At 43.7% G+C, this 17,143-nt stretch carries 6 protein-coding genes; all 6 read left to right on the forward strand.

Going from position 1 to position 17,143, the window contains the following annotated elements; all coding sequences use genetic code 11:
- Positions 1-46: 46 nt before the first annotated feature.
- The 6 genes from A8709_RS24880 to A8709_RS24905 all read left to right on the forward strand — a co-directional run bounded on the left by A8709_RS24880 (position 47) and on the right by A8709_RS24905 (position 17,096).
- Positions 47-1,030: an ABC transporter permease gene (locus tag A8709_RS24880; protein ID WP_065856209.1), complete on the forward strand. Its 984-nt coding sequence runs from the start codon at positions 47-49 to the stop codon at positions 1,028-1,030.
- Positions 1,031-1,047: 17 nt separating this feature from the next.
- Complete coding sequence (locus A8709_RS24885; RefSeq protein ID WP_065856211.1) at positions 1,048-1,929, forward strand: carbohydrate ABC transporter permease; 882 nt, start codon at positions 1,048-1,050, stop codon at positions 1,927-1,929.
- A 52-nt stretch (positions 1,930-1,981) separates the two neighbouring features.
- Positions 1,982-3,604 carry an ABC transporter substrate-binding protein gene (locus A8709_RS24890; protein ID WP_065856213.1) on the forward strand — a complete coding sequence of 541 codons (1,623 nt, stop codon included), beginning with the start codon at positions 1,982-1,984 and terminating at the stop codon, positions 3,602-3,604.
- Between the two features lie 83 nt (positions 3,605-3,687).
- Positions 3,688-7,095 carry a COG1470 family protein gene (locus A8709_RS24895; protein ID WP_065856214.1) on the forward strand — a complete coding sequence of 1,136 codons (3,408 nt, stop codon included), beginning with the start codon at positions 3,688-3,690 and terminating at the stop codon, positions 7,093-7,095.
- A gap of 43 nt (positions 7,096-7,138) precedes the next feature.
- A complete protein-coding gene (locus A8709_RS24900) occupies positions 7,139-10,273 on the forward strand; it encodes a heparinase II/III domain-containing protein (protein ID WP_065856216.1) in 3,135 nt (1,044 codons plus the stop codon).
- 211 nt (positions 10,274-10,484) lie between these two features.
- Positions 10,485-17,096 carry an immunoglobulin-like domain-containing protein gene (locus A8709_RS24905; protein WP_065856218.1) on the forward strand — a complete coding sequence of 2,204 codons (6,612 nt, stop codon included), beginning with the start codon at positions 10,485-10,487 and terminating at the stop codon, positions 17,094-17,096.
- Positions 17,097-17,143 lie beyond the last annotated feature (47 nt).

A 17,143-nucleotide genomic window follows, 5' to 3' on the forward strand; every position in this document is an offset into this window, starting at 1 on the left:
ACCAACGTAAAGTGGAGTCATCGACCTGGTGAAAGGAGGAAACAAGATGAGCAACACAATAATATCCACAAAAACAACGATGAAAGCATCGGAAGCTAAGAAACAACGCGGTGTGATCGGTGCTTTTATTCATGAACTGAAAGTAAATAAATTCATGTACTTTTTGGCGCTTCCCGGTATTATCTGGTTCTTAGTTTTTGCTTATCTACCAATGGGAGGGATCGTTGTCGCCTTCCAAGACTTTAAAGCGGTGAAGGGCATAACGGGCAGTAAATTCGTCGGATTAAAAAACTTCCAATTCTTCTTCAACTCCAGTGATTGGATTAAAATCGTGAGCAATACGGTATTTCTGAATGTACTGTTTATTACATTTGGAACGATTGCTGCTGTAGCGATTGCGATTATGGTGACGGAGATTGGGGGCAAAGCGTTTAAGAAAATTTCCCAATCCGTTATGATTTTTCCGCATTTTCTCTCGTGGACGGTTGTTGCCATGTTCATGACCGCTTTCGTGGCGACAGATGGAGGATTTTTAAACCAATTCATAGGTATGTTCGGGATCGGACCCATACAATACTTGTCTTCTCCGCACTACTGGCCAGCGATTCTCGTTATGTTGAAAATTTGGCATGGTGCCGGATTCGGATCGATCGTATACATGGCCACGATTTCGGGTATAAATCCGGAGATCTACGAATCTGCTGCGATGGATGGCGCGAGCCGACTACAAAAAATTCGCTACATCACGTTACCGCTCTTGAAACCGACAGTCATCCTATTGACCATACTTGCTGTAGGGGGCATCTTTAACGGCGATTTCGGTATGATTTATGCGATTATTGGCAGAAACCCGCTTCTTTACCCATCAACTGATGTTATTGACACCTACGTTTTCCGCGCATTGATGGATCTTGGGGATATGGGGATGTCAGCCGCTGTTGGCTTCTTACAATCAATTATCGGATTCATTTTAGTGATTACCGTAAACTATGTGGCTAAGAAAACATCGCCAGATTCGGCTATCTTCTAAGAAATGGAGGGCTACATATGATTCAAGAAAGTTTATCAGATAAGCTGTTAAAACTTGTGTTTTATCTCATTCTTGCTGTGTTCTCGATTTACTGTTTAATTCCATTTATTTCGGTTCTAGCGAGCTCGTTTGCTACAGAAGGAGAGATATTGAAGAAAGGCTATACATTCTTTCCCAAAGAATTCTCGCTACAGGCATATAAATTGATTTTTGAAAATAATACGATCTTTCGTGCATATGGCGTAACTACTTTTGTTACCCTTGTCGGCACGACGTTATCGATGATTTTCACCAGTGCTATGGCTTATGCCATTTCCGTTAAATCCGTAAAATATCGCAATAAAATCGCCTTTTTCGTTTATTTTACGATGTTATTCCATGGTGGTTTGGTTGCTTCCTATTTGTTGATTTCCAAATACTTAGGTATGAAAGACTCCATTTGGGTACTTATCATCCCGAGCATGATTAGCGCTTGGAACATGTTTCTGCTGCGGAATTTCTTTGCAACAATTGATGAATCGCTTGCAGAATCTGCAAAGATGGATGGGGCGAATGATGCTTATATTTTATTTCGAATCATTCTCCCAGTTTCGTTGCCTGCGCTTGCTACGATTGGGTTGTTCTACGCTTTGGGTTATTGGAACAATTGGTTCAGCGCGCTGTTATATATCAACGATCCGCATAAGTTTCCGCTGCAATATTTGATTCAACGTATTATGAACAATTTGGACTATGTTAATCAGGTTTCAGCCGATGTACATATTCCGAACTTTATCCCACCAGCGATTACAGTACGGTTGGCTACGACGATCGTAACGATTGGTCCGATCATCTTCTTATATCCATTTCTGCAAAAATATTTCGTTAAAGGTTTAATGGTTGGGGCAGTGAAAGGCTAGATCCGCTGTCTGCGGTTTAGTATAGATCATCACATATAGGGAGGATATAAAAATGAAAACAAGAACCATTTCTACTTCGTTAGTGGCGTTAGCGGTATTAAGCACCGCTACAGCTTGTAGCGATTCCAAACAACCTGAAGCAAGTACTGCTGCCACTGGTACTACTGCAGTCTCTTCTACAGCTCCTGCAAAATTGGCACCTGTTACACTGAAGGGAATGCTTTTCGGCGATCCGCCGAAAGATATGCAGCTCGTCATGGATGAATTTGAAAAGCGCACCAAAGACACTCTGAATACGAAGTTAAATATTCAATGGAATCCAGCTGCTGATCATAAGCAAAAAGTGAAGCTTATGATGACTGCAGGCGAGGATATCGATTTCGTGTTTGATGCCGACTTTATGAATCTGAAGGAACTAGTTCCACAAGGTGCTTATGCACAGCTCGATAAATATTTTAATAATGATGCCTATCCCGGCTTAAAGAAAGCGTTTACACCTGAATTTGTAGCAGCGAATAAGCGTTTTGACAATCATCTGTACACGATCCCATTCACGCAGTATTTTTATGATTTGCCTGTCGTTTATATTCGTAAAGATTTACGTGAGAAATACGGTTTTGGCAAGATTAACAGCTATGAGGATCTCGAAAACTATTATAAGAAGGTTCAAGAAAACGACAAGACTGTTACCCCTCTTGCGGTTAGTGGAAATGGCGGTTTCCAAGAAATCTGGACAGGTGAACCGAGTATTAACGTTCCAAACATGGGCACTGTTGGCATTTCGGGTATTCCTTTCCTTGTTCAATTATCCGATGACGGGAAAAAAGTTCAGAATATGGCTGCGCTGGGTGATGAAGCTAGCGCATTTGCGAAGCTGCCAGCTCCCTTCAACACGGCGAAAACAGCATTCCCTCAGTACGATAAATGGGCGGAATGGAGCAAATATTTAGAGAAAGACGTAATTAGCCAAAAGGATAGTAAAGCATATTTCATGTCGGGAAAAGCGGCATCGTATTATGGCACAATTAGTTCTTTTGCTGCAGACAGAAAGAAGCTGAAGGACGCGATTTCCACAGCAGATCTGGAGTTTTTCGTACTTAGAAAAGATATTCGCGACATGAAACCGCATGCGATCAGCACGAGTTACAGATCGAACAATTCGATTGCAATTCCAGCGACTTCCAAAAATATTGATAGAACAATGAAATATTTCGATTGGTTGTTCAGCAGTCAAGAAAACCATGATTTATTTGAATACGGCATCCCTGGGAAGCATTGGGAAGCGGTTGGCAGCAATCAGATCAAATTACTCGATGAGTCCAAAAACTATATTTTTAATGGATTTGAAATGACTTGGAATCCAAACATGATCCGACTCAGTCAAGATTTGGATGATACTTCACGCAAATATTTTGAGTACTCGGCGAAAACGGACACGTATTATTCAGCCCCGCTTGCGATGTTTACCTTTGACAACACGAATGTAAAAGCGGAGGTTGCAAGCATCACTTCCAAAACTGATCCATTTATTCAATTGTTGAAAGCTGGTCAGATCAAAGACTGGGAAGCTCAAACTGCCAAGTTGAGCGGCGAATTAAAAGCACTTGGTATGGACAAAGTCCGCGCTGAGCTGCAAAAGCAAATCCAAGCTTATTTGGATAAAGGCGGCAAATAATAATAAGGGCGACAGTTGAGTAGGATTGTGCTCAATTGTCGCTTTCTTTATCATGCTTTTAGAAGTAGAAAGGAGTGAATTAAATGGCAAATCGAATAGATTTATTAGAAGAGTGGCATCATGCGGGCACCAAAGGAAATTATGGGTATCAGCTGGAGCAAGGATTGAATTTGGAATTCCCAATCCCAGATGGAGCGGTTGGTTGGTATCCGATCGGTTTCGAAAGAGGGAATGATGCGGCGCTGGATGTCATGGGCTGGCATGGCTTGGAGCTTGTTATTTATACAGCAGATGAAGAAACACAAGTAACCGTTATTGCTAGGTTTCTAGACGATCGATCTGTTTCAGCGTCAGTCTGGTTGGCTGGTGCAGGAGAGCATAGAGTCAGCTTGAAGTTGTCTGATTTTGATATTGAAGCAAGTAAAGGGAATATATGGCGCTTTCTCAAGAGTTTCGAGCTGCGCGGAGAAACTGAACTCATTCGGGCGGAACTTCGAAGAGAGCAGAAGATCTATCTGGAAAGTGATATACGGGGTAAATCCGGTGAGATTGGTGATGCAGTTGTCTATACAATGACGATTCATAATTGCACAGAGGTTAAGCAAAGTGTGATCGTCAAACAGATGTTTGAAGGTTGGGAGTCTCTGCTACCGGTCATCACACCTTCACGATTCACATTAGAGCCTAATGCGAAACAGGAAGTTACAGCAACAGTTAACATACATGAGCGCATGGTGGCTGGGGGACATGAGACGACGGTACTCCGTTTTATCGCAGGAGGAGATAGTACAAGTGCCGTACAAGTAGCCTTTAAAACGATGCGTAGTTTGCAACATCCCTACATTTATCATAATGAAGAACAGTGGAGAGCGGTCAAGACGAAGATAGATACCCATGCCACATTTAAAGCAGGGTATGACGATATCATTGCAGTAGCAGATCGGTGGGAGGTGACTCCGCCGCTGCCGGTTGATGAGAGAGATTACTGTTATAACACAAGTGAGGAATATGGGATCATGTCGGCCGCATATGCCTACGCATTGACCAAGGAATTGAAGTATGCAGAGAAAGTAGCGAAATTCTTGCGTTATTTTATTAATGAAGATAACGGATATCCTAAAAAGAAGAAGGGCTGCAGCCAAAGCTATGTGCAGGAGGGTCATTTCTTCCAGCATCTTGCGATTCCTTACGACATCATCCATGATGCGGGTGTGCTAACCGTCGAAGATCATCGAGGCATTGAAAAATCGTTCCGAATCTACATGGACATCCTGGATCATCATCTTCAAAGAGGTCATATCTCCAATTGGCTCCTGTCTGAAATTACAGGTGCCTTGTATTGCGCATTAGCAATTCAAGATATGGATAGAGCGCTTCGCTTTATGTACGGTGCTGGAGGCTCGATTGATCAATTGAAATACGGTTTGTTTAACGATGGATGGTGGCATGAATGCTCCGTTGGGTACAACACGTGGGTTTCATCTATGTACATTCATACTGCACATGCATTACTTCCGTTCGGATACAACTTGCTGCACACGCATTTCAGGATTCCATTTAATGATGAAGTTAACAGTACATTCGATGGCCAAGAAGCGGAAGTTAGATTCGCCATGTACAACAAGAAGTGGGGCGGTAATCGTAAAAGCTATGTCTGTATCAAAGATTTGTTTGATGCTGTCATTCCATTTCTGAATGATCGTGGTGTGTTGTTCGGCATCAGCGACTCCGATGAGAAAAAGCTGGGTGGTGTCCATTTCGGCTCTACATTTGATTTGGCTTATCACTATTATCAGGATCCGGAATACATCGCGGTTATCCATCGGTTTGAACAAGCTGACCCTATATTCGGCCATGCTGATCTACCGGAGTACGTTTCCACCTATACGAAGAAAAACGCATTTTCAGATAACGTAGGAATCGCCATGTTAAGAAGTCAGACGGCGAACCGCGAGCAAAAAGATCAAATCCAAGCGGTCCTACGTTATGGTTCACATGGTTATGCACACGGGCATTTTGACCGTACGGAAGTACTGTCCATTATGCGCCACGGACGCAGTTTCTTTAATCCTGAGCATGTCTGGTGGAGTTATGGGCATTTTATGTATAAGTTTTATGTGCAAAATTCGATGACCAAAAACATGGTGGTTGTCGATGGGAAAATGCAGGTGCCAAGCGACTCCAAACGCTTGATGTTTTACGGCGGCCAAGCGATTCAGGCTACAGCAATCGAAACCGTGTCACGTTGGTCCTATCCACCGTATGGCGGCATGATTTATAGCGACAATGAAACTTTAGCAGATCGATGCCAATTGAACGCAAGCTGGCTGCCAGAAGTGAAGGATGCACCGCCTTATGGCGCTTTATCGGATTTCACGGAACCGATCTTACAGCGAAGAGTGATGGCCGTTACGGATGACTATTTGGTTTTGTTTGATTATGTGAAAGGAGAAATGGAGCATCAGTACGACAGCTTATTCCAAATTAAAGGGTTTAAAGGGATCCAAGGGCAGGAGGTAAGATATACCAAGCATACGAGTCAATGGACGGATAATCCATTGTCGGATGCTCAGTTTATTACCGATTGCCATTGGTATGATGTCTCTGGCTCAAGTGTCGCCAACTTCGAGACAGTGTTTGGCGAAGGGGAAGATATGCGTGGAAATCGCACGGCACATAATATCCCTGGTGTATTGAAAATGGATGTACATACGGCATGGCCACCTCAGTCAGTTCAAATTACTGGTCGGGCAGCGGAGCATCATGGTATTACAATTCCATTCTCCTACCAGGTAGAGGTTGATGGTGAAGTTCAAGCACATGGTGAGTTTGGGGCATGGTTGCTGGGTGAGGGGAAATGCGATATCGATTTGCAAGGAGCAAAAACGATAAAGCTAAAAGTAAAGAACCACCCTATCTATAACGAGCAGAAGTATCCCCAGCGAACCAAACAAGGACTTTTCTGGGGAGATGCTTATCTAGTCCTAGCAGACGGGAGTACAAAACTGTTATCTGAGTTAGCCTTGATGTATGAGAATATCGATCTCGGCTTCGGTATTGGTAAAGATTACGAAGGCGGACGGGTAACGATTGTTGGCAATGAATATGCGAATGCGATTCCGACCAGTCCAATTGATCATGACAGAGATGGAACTATAAGTTTGGATTTGACTGGGACGGGAGCTAAGCGTTTTGTAGGGCTCATTGGCGCTGATGCGTTTCCTGGCGACGAAGCGCAACGTCGAATCACGTATGCAGTCCGGACAGAAGGGCAGATTGGCCGGTTTATTACGGTTGTTGAGCCATTTGAGTCACAAGCGATGGTTATATCTGTGAAGGCTATTAATGACAGTACAGTGGAAGTGCAGCTGAAGGACGGTAGAACACAGGTAGTCACAGTTGACCATATTGAGGCTGAAGATTTATCCGTCCGTATCGTGGAATCCAAAGAAGGTCGAATCATTTGTGAGGAACTCGCTTCAGGCAGATAGCTGAGGATTATACTTATCATGTTAAGGCAGGAGATGATGGACAATGGGAGAAAAAACAGAACATAAGGCTCGCTTACAATCGCTTGTCGATAACGCTCAAACCCTATTGAAAACAAAGGGTGAATATTTTACGGAGGGGGCTAAACTGGCGTTAACCACAATGGTAAAAGATGCAGTTCTAGCTTTACATGGGGAATACCACATTCCTTTTATCAGAAATCGTGAGTTCTACAAACCTAGAGAGGAAGAAGCTGTTTTATTCGCAACAAAACGTTATACGATGGCACCTACCTACAATATGGATGGGAACGTTTATCATGAATATGGCTTGGAGCCTGCTCTAACCTGGTTTAATGAGCAAGATATGTTGAACAAAGATCTTGCAACGCTGCAGAACTTGGCTAATTTAGCTATTAGCAAAGCTGAGGAATTGTTAGCCGCTTCGAAGACTGGGACAGCAATTGGGCAATTCGATACCGTTTCAGTAGCTCAATTACAAGGTGCAATCCAGGTATTGAACGCAGTCAAAGAGGAAAACTCTAGCTCAGTTGAGCACTTAGCTAAGGCCGTTGTACATGTTATCAATATGAATAGAGATGTTCGTTTCTCGCGAGTACTACGAACGGATGTTGATATGGCTTCCACCCTTTACCTGACGCCTGAGGGGTTGCAGAAAGTAAAAGAGTTAGCCCAATCCGATGCACTGATTCAAAAAGAATATGAGCAAATCGTTAACATCGCAAACACATACAGTTTGGATTACATTGAAAAAGCACTTAATTTATTCATGAAGGAAGAAACCGATTATGAGGAAATAAATAAGCACTTTTATGTATGGAGCTCTACAGATAAAATTGTTAATTTCCGGGCGCCGGAGGGAGCGGTGAAAGCGGCGCTATCCTTCATTCTTCCTGCTCAAGAGAATGAACAGGAGGGGCTAGGCCATGTCTGGATCGACAATGTGAACATCCTTTCCGCGCAAGGCGGCAGCTTAACGATTGAAAATGGCGGATTCGATGAAGGCGATGATATGCCGTTTCACTGGCAGAACGATATACATCGTGGAACCCCGATACTCAAATGGGAGGGCCAATATCCATTCTGCGGTGGTGGAGCCAAAGGGGAAGTAATTACAGCTAATCCATCTTCGCAAACGCAATTCTCCTATAAAGCGGATACGGCCAAGCATTCCATATATATTTGTAATCCTACACCTCAGGATGAGGGGGGATGGTCGTACGACAAGGATATTCCAATAACTGGCGGGCTAGCGTACACGTTGACATTCGCAGCTAAGATTGATGGGAAGCTGAAACAGGGGTTAAAAACGGTTATTACGTTTAAAGACGAGATGGATCATGTAATCGACGTGTTTGATTATGATTTTAATCGAAAATCATCGTTGCCCAACTCCTGCTTCCTATTAACGATGCAGTGCGATGCTATTCAGTATGCATTTACACAAGACGTGACGTACGCTTTCAAAGCAAAGAATGAAATCTTGTATACGTTAAATGATTTCTGTCAGGGGGCTGAGCATTGGTTAGCTTGTAATTCACGTCCTGATGGCAGTGATTCTTACGGTGCCGTTCAAGGTGGAAGAGTCCTATGCAGCGTGGCAGTAACATATTCCTTCATTAAAGAAGCGGATGTGTTTACCCGCGAGGAGAAGGAGCGCTTTTATTCGATGATTGAATATTTGCTGCCTTATATGCTGGATTTAAGGGATCGTACTGAGCTTTCTCCGCTAGATGCCCAACATGGCAGCGGCAATTGGCAAACGGATATGTGTGCAGGTACCGCCTATATGATGATTGTGCTAGACGATTTCCCGAATCGAAAAGCATGGTTCTATAATGCCTATATGGTGTTGAAAGCTCAATTGGAGCTAAATGTTAATCCGGATTCTTCCTGGCCGGAGTCAATCCGTTACCATCATGCGGCATTGGAGCGCTTTGCTGGCTTTGCGAGAGTGCTGGATCATGCCATCGGAGAAAACTGGTTCGAGACGACACTGCTCGCCCGCATGTTTGATTTCAGTATCGATGTGCAGACACCGGGGTACTCGTTTTTTGATGGACGCATCGGAACACCACCGTTCGGAGATCATGCCTTAAGCGGGGGAGCCGAATTCGGGAGCTACGGAACTTATTTAGGTGATGTCGAAAAGGTGGATAAAGCATTAGCGGATCGCATGTATCATACATGGCACATGGCGGGTAAACCGTTCAAGAAGTTCTGGGGGGAAGGCATTGCCCTCGATAATATTCTCGGTAAAGGTGATTCGTACAAGGCCACCGGATCTATTTCCTTAGATTCAACCCTGCATTATAAGAATGCGGGAATTTATGTGTTTAGGAAAAATTTTGGAAGCACCAATCAAAGTTATTTTGCGATTATGTCCAGTCCTGAGCCAATTGCTCACGGACATCTGGATCAAGGCTCGTTTATTTTATATAAAAACAGTATTCCGTTAGTAATGGACTCTGGTATTGAAGGGTATTTCGACAGCAGCACCAGTTGGCATATCAGTTCGTATTCGCATGCTTGCATGCAGTTTGCTACCCAGAAGACTATACAGGAGAAGTCCGGTAACGGAACGATTAATCTGTCTGCAGGGACGTATAGTTTGGAGCGTGGGTGGGTTGATGTTCCAAGAACAAGTAAGGTTGTGAGCAGTAGCCTTGGCAGTCATCTAGATACGATTACTATACAAATTTCGAATCCTGAAGGTAAAGGCATACACACTAGAAAGGTTCTCTATGTAAAGGAATATGATCTCTATATCATTCGTGATACCGTTCAGGATTTTGAAGGTGAGTTGTTGTTTAATTTACCAGTGGCGGCAAAGCATTCTTATTTGGAAGACAATCGTGTTTATTCCGAAGGGATATATGATGTAGATTTGGAGACATTCTTCGTCAGTAACGTGAAGCGAATTGAGTTAGAAAAGGGGCGATCCACCACATTTTTTGAAACTGAGCAAGAACAGGTATGTTTAATGGATTATGTTCGAGCCACTTCTGATGCCCGAGAAGGCTTCCTAACGATTTTACATCCCAAAGTGAAAGGACAGAAGAGTTTGCATGTAATGAAAGTAGATGAAGATAAGCTTCTCATCTCAATAGGAGATATAAAATTAGAAATTGATGTGCAGCGTGAGCTTGTATCTTTTTAAAAACATAGGTGTGTTTATTTCATAGTTTCTTCAATTAATAACGGTCTTAAAAAACAGCAGGAATACCTTAAATAAGTTCATGCCTATGTATGCTAATCTTTCGTTAAGCAGTCACACAAAATCATTGCGAGCGTAGTTAGGGGGGATTGTTCGCTATACCTGCAACCGATTACATGATAAACAATAACAGATTATTTTGGAGGTACTCCTAATGTTAGTGAAATTTTGGAAGACAAGAATTTCAAGTATGTTGGCATTCTGTATGTTTTTTAGTTTGTTTTTTGGAACGGTTTCACCTGCACTGGCGGCAGATGATTCTGAGATGAGCGTTGTTGTGGTGAAGAAGAACCCGACGGACGATGCTACGATTCACTCAGGGAGTACCACTACCAACTATGGAACTGCTACGTCACTAGTTATAGGGAGCAGTAGATCCAGTTTAATGAAATTCGATTTATCCGATATCACCGATCCGATTCAAAGTGCAACATTAAAGCTTTATAAAGACAACACAAATGCAACAAATTTTACGGTTTATCGAAGTGTTTATGATAGTTGGTCAGAGAGCACAATTACTTGGGACAAATGGTACCCTAAAGTGGGTGGCGTCCCCGATCTGACTCAAGCAGGTGAATCCTTGATTAGTACGGCTTGTACAACCTATCCCTGTGCGGCTAGCGGTGCAGCTGGAACGTTAGTTTCTATTAATTTGACAGATACTGTTATTCAAGAAATGCTGGGAGATAAGAAACTCTCACTTGTTTTTAAACGAACGGACGCTAGTGGAGTCGACAGCATTGCATTGACTTCAGCCGATATTGCTTCTAAGGAGAATATTAAATCATCAAATGGTTACAGACCAGTACTCGAAATTTCAACACTCAAGGCTTTGACTGCAGCTGATCGCATCGCCAATGATAAGGCTAAGCTCCTTGAACAGTTCAACAACAAGTCCGTGTCGGCCAATCTGGTTTTACCATTGGAAGGGGCGACCAATACCGCGATCACGTGGTCTTCAAGTCAACCGACGGTTCTTTCAAATGCGGGGGTAGTTACGCGCCCCGAATACACACAATCGGACGTTCCTATTACCTTAACTGCGACCCTCACATATGGTGGTATAACGGATACGGCTACGATGAACGTCACAGTTCTTCGCATGCCAACTCCGACTGATGCTGAGCGGGTTGCGAAAGACAAAGAGCTTCTCATAGCGAAGTATAATAACATGACGGTTTACGGCAATGTAGACCTGCAACCAATTGGTACATATGGATTTTCAACATTGTCCTGGAAGTCTGATCAACCGGCAATCGTTTCGGATGCGGGAGTTGTGCAACGACCACTTGCTGATCAAACGGACGCTAAAGTGAAAATGGAAGTTAATATTCATTCCGGAACGGTTACTGAAGTTACCTATGTTAATTTTCTCGTACCGAAATTGACCATACGTACCGCAACTAAGGTGCAAGCCCTACAGAATATGATTGTAGAAGCAGGGAAGTTGAAGGATCAATTCAGCGTCGGAACAGCTGCTGGGCAAGTTACACAGGCAGCTAAAGATGAATTTGCAACCGTGATTACGTATGCCCAAACTGTGGTAAATGATCCAGCTGGTGATCTCGAGCTCGGGATGGATCGTCTAAGGACGGCAGGAAAGACCTTCATTAGCACTGCGGTTATTTCCAATACTGTCATTGACGTAAAAGAAAATAAGCTGGCTTACTCTACGTACCGTCAAGACTTGACTAAGCTCGTATGGGAAGCAAAGGGAATGTTGCAAATTGATCCAGACATGTACACGCAAGCTTCCAAAGATGCCGTTCAGGAACAAATCGATCATGCAGAAGCTGTATTGAACGGCACTTACAAAGTACCTTTTGTACGTAATAGAGAATTTAATAAACCAAGACCGGATGAAGACATTCAGTTCGCTATCGATCACTATTCCAAGGCCTCCCAACCATTTTCAGAGAAATATGGTCTTAAGGAATTGATTTCGTGGTATGCGAGCAATCATATTTTGGCAGGCACCTATAATACGATTCAGTTAGCTCCAACAGATGATGCCTTCGTCTGGGTAACGGAGAAAACGAAGCCGCATAATGGAAACACGCTTATTTATAGTGAAGGCCGCACTGCTTACATGAAGTTCGATTTGTCTGCCATTACAGCCAACGTGATGAAAGCAGATTTACATGTATCGAACTTCAAAACGGATCGGAATAACACGCAAGTACATGTCGAAAGCAACGATTCTTGGCAAGAAGACACGCTTGTATATCCAACATCCGGCGATCCGGTTCTCGGGCCAATCGTTAATACCTTTATTCTAGGAACGAAAGATGCGGTTGGTGCTGGAACTGTTGACTTGACGAGCTCAGTGAAAGTTGAAATGCTGGGTGACAAGAAGCTAACCCTTAGCTTTGATAATACACCGGGGACGACATACGCTTCTGAAATATATTCAAACAACACCGCCGACCCGGCTAAACGTCCATATTTGGAGCTCTCTTTGAACCAAATCGTGGATGCGAAGCTACAGCAAAAATACGACCGAATCATCGCAGATGCTAATGCTCTTGTTCAACAAGCTGTTATCGGCTCTGGCGCATGGCAGTATCCGCAAAGTGTCGTAGATGGCGTGAACTCAACTGTGACAGCGGCTTTTCAAGCAAAACAAAATGGTAATACCGAAGCGATAGGTGCTGCACTTGTTCGTGTTTATAATGCAATGACCGTCATGCGAGCTGCGCAAGTACTGAGAACGGAAGTCGAGCCAAATTCGAACCTCTATTTCTCGGAAGCAGGTTTGCAAGAGCTGCGAGACAAGATCAATCAAGATCCTGCACTGAAAGCAAAATATGAAGAAGCGAAACAAATATCCGATCAACAAACACTTGCAGATCTAGAAAACTATCGACTTTTCCTGAATGATCAAGTGGACTACAATGTGATGAACTCGCAATATAAGCTGTGGAGTAACTCTGCAACACTTAATTTCAATCCACCCGCGGGAACAGCAACAGCAACGCTGCAGTTCACCTTAGATTCAGCTGACAATGAAGTAGCTGGACTAGGCCACGCATGGATCGATAGTGTCAAGATTTCCCCGCCAGACTCGGCTGATTTGGACATTTTAAACCCTGGATTTGATGCAGGAACGACTAGTCCAGATTATTGGCAGCCAAGCGCTGTCAAAGGAAGCCCAATTATGAGGTGGGAAAATAGAACCAACTTCACGAATGATGGAACTCGTTCCATCTATATCGAAAATCCAACGGCCAATGATCAAGGGATGTGGACATCGCAGCAAAATATCCCTGTAACGCCAGGCTTGAATCACACGCTTACGTTTGCGGCTAAAATCGATGGGAAGTTAATTAACGGTGTCAAAGCGATTATTACCTATAAAAACCAAGCTGGTGTCGCAATCGGCTCTATTGAACTAGTCAACAACAAGAAATCGACCATGGGGCCGAATTCGAATTTGAGCATTCAAGCAGACGCACTTGTATATGCGGTTACTGGTGATATTACTTATGCCAAAAAAGCAAAAGAACGAATATTTTACAATCTGAATGATTTTCTTCAAGGAGCGGAATATTGGCAGCTTACCAATGCAAGACCTGATGGTATTGATGCCTACGGCAAGGTACAGGGTGGAAGGGTTGCGTCAGTCATTGCTTCTGCGTATACGTTTATCAAGGATGCTGGTATATATACGGAAGAAGAACATCGTGATCTGATCGATAAGCTTACCTATTTCAATCTCTTCTTGAACGACAGACGTGATCGGAATGAGTTGGAGGATTACGCTGTTCAGCTTGGAGCTAGCAACTGGGAGTCAGATGCAGTGGCGGGAGCCAGCATGCTTGCTATGGTCTTTCCAGAGCTTCCAGCTAGCAAACAGCTGATCGCGAATGCGAATAAGCTTCTCAAAGCTCAATTGACTTATCAGATCGGTGCAGAAGGGGAATGGCCGGAATCCGTTCGTTACCATTTTGCCGTGCTCCAGCGTCTGGCAGCCTATGCGAAATCGCTTCGAAACGAAACAGGGGAAGATTGGTTCGCCAATCCGAAGTTGGTCAAAATGTTTCAATATAATCTGGAGGTTCAGACGCCTCCTTATGTGTATACAGATAACATGATCAACTCACCCATTTTCGGTGACGATATTATGACGAGCGGTAATGAGTTCTCCTTACTAGGCGTTTATTATGATGAAGTTGGTCGTACCAATGAAGCTCTTGCGTCCAATATGTATCAGACTTGGGTGAAGGCGGGAAGCAGATTGCCAGCAAATGGCCTTGAAACAATTCTGCTTGAAAGCTTCTTCAAACCACTTCATTACACGCCGGCTTATACACCGTTGGAATTAAAATCGACAGATAAATATCAGGGAGTCGGACTTGTCATGTTCCGCAACCGTTTCGGTAATCCCAACGAGACGTTCATGTCGATCATGGCGAATACAAAAGCACTTGGGCACGGACATTTTGATCAGGGATCCTTTGTCCTGTATGCGGGCGGAACGCCATTAGTACTGGATTCCGGAGTTGAAAGTTATTTTGCCGGAACCAAAGCTTGGTATACAGGTTCATCATCCCATGCCACTGTTCAATTTAAGAAAACGGATAACACGTCTTACTTGAACACGCCAGCGATCAGTGATAATCATAGCTTTTCGACGAATACACACGTAGATACGACATCATTGCGCGTTGCTGATCCGAATGCCAGTTCAACGGGTTCACAGACGCGGAAGATTGCCTATGTGAAAGACGGTATGGAGGCTTTTGTCATTTGGGATCAAATTAAGGGTTCCAGCTCCAGTACCATTTGGAATTTGCCAGTAGCTGCTTCGCAATTATCTGATATTCAAGGAAATAAAGTTACCTCCACAGGCCATTACAATATGGACTTGGAAACAACGGTGCTTCAGCCGACAAATCCAAACATCACCCAGGAGTGGGGACGTTCAACTAACATGGTTCCGAAAATAGACGGCGATAATAAGCTGAATTACATTCGGATTACGAATCAGCCAAATCAGAATTACTTAACAGTTCTCTATCCGAAAGGCAAAGGAGTACAAGGACTTGTTACGGAGCAAGTGCCCGTCAGCACTGTTCAAGTTGATGTATATCGCTTGCAAACAGCGGATAATAATTGGGCTTATATTGCACTAAACAACGGAGCTACGGATGCGAGTGTTTCTGTTCCAGCTGATTCAGACTTGATGGACTTGAAGTCGGAAACGGTTTATCCGGTTGTAGATGGAAATACCGTGATTCAAGTTGGAGCTGGTGACATGGTTGTTCTGAAAAGTAAGACGATCGATGAACCTTCGATTCCAATTTCAGTAACGGGTATTGCGCTGGATAGCAGCTCTAGCAGTTTTAACATTGGTGCGAGTCACCAATTCTCGGCGATCGTGACGCCTTCGAATGCGACGAATAAGGATGTAAGCTGGTCTTCCAATAACACTGCGGTAGCATCGGTGGATCAAACAGGTAAGGTTACTGGTATTGCGGTTGGAACAGCTACGATTACGGCTACCACAGATGACGGAGGATTTACGGCAAGTTCGACTGTGACGATTACAACGGAAACATCTGAAACTCCACCGTCGAATGGAGGTAGTACAGTTCCTCCTACGAAGCAACCATCTTCACAGGTTGACCGAAATAAGGTAACAGTTGAGGTTAAACTGGATGATCATGGGACGGCTTCAGCCGTAATCGCTGCTGAAGATGTAGCCAAAGCCATCCAAAACGCATCTGATAGCACAATTATCATTTCCACGAAAGCGACTGGAGATGCGAAGGAAATAAAGGTTGATATCCCTGTGCAAGACTTCCTTGCTGCTGGAAAGAAACAAGTTGATATGCTTAAGATCGATACCGGATTCGCTCAAGTTTCGTTGTCTTCGAAGCTTCTCGGCAAAGAAGAAGCTACGCACATTCAGCTTCAAGTTGCACAGGTTGATACCTCCTCCTTATCTGCGGAGACGCGGCAACAGATTGGTTCCTCTGCAGCGATTTATGATTTTAGCTTAATGGTGAATGGCAAGAAAGTAACGGATTTTAACGGCAATGAGGTTAAAGTGGAATTACCATATAACCTAGCGCCAGGTGAGAATCCGAACAAAGTTGTCATTTATTATTTGACAGACGATGGCAAGCTTGAGGTCATCAAGGACGGTAAATATGATCCTGCAACAGGGATGGTGGCATTTAAAGCCAAGCATTTCAGTAGATATCTGGCAGCTTATAAAGAAGTGAATTTCCATGATCTTGCAAGTGTAAACTGGGCGAGCGACGCAATTGAAGCATTATCTGCAAGAGGCATTGTACAGGGTATTGGGAATTCCCAGTTTAATCCGGAGAGTCAAGTGACCAGGGCGGAGTTTATTATGATGTTGGTTAATGCCTTCGATCTGAACGATCCTACTGCGGCTACAACTCTGGCAGATGTCCAACCCAATTCCTGGTATTACAGCTCAATTGCTAGCGCGCAGAAACTAGGAATCGTAAATGGTCAAACAGCTACTTTATTTGGTGTTAATGACAAAATTAGTCGTCAGGATATGGCCGTCATGGTTTATAGGACGATGCAGGCCATGAATGCTCATTCATCGACGAAGAGCACTGCGATCACTTTTGCGGATCATGCATCCATTAGCAGCTATGCTTTGGAAGCAGTTGCTAGTATGCAGCAAGCCGGCATCATTGAAGGAATGGACAATGGCAATTTCGCACCTAGTTCTTTAACGACAAGAGCACAAGCTGCCGTTGTTATTTTTAGATTATTTGAGTAGGTTACACAAGTTGCGAACTGATTGAAGTGAGAGGTCCCCTTATTCTT

Source organism: Paenibacillus pectinilyticus, assembly GCF_001700435.1.
GTDB classification, from domain to species: domain Bacteria; phylum Bacillota; class Bacilli; order Paenibacillales; family NBRC-103111; genus Paenibacillus_E; species Paenibacillus_E pectinilyticus.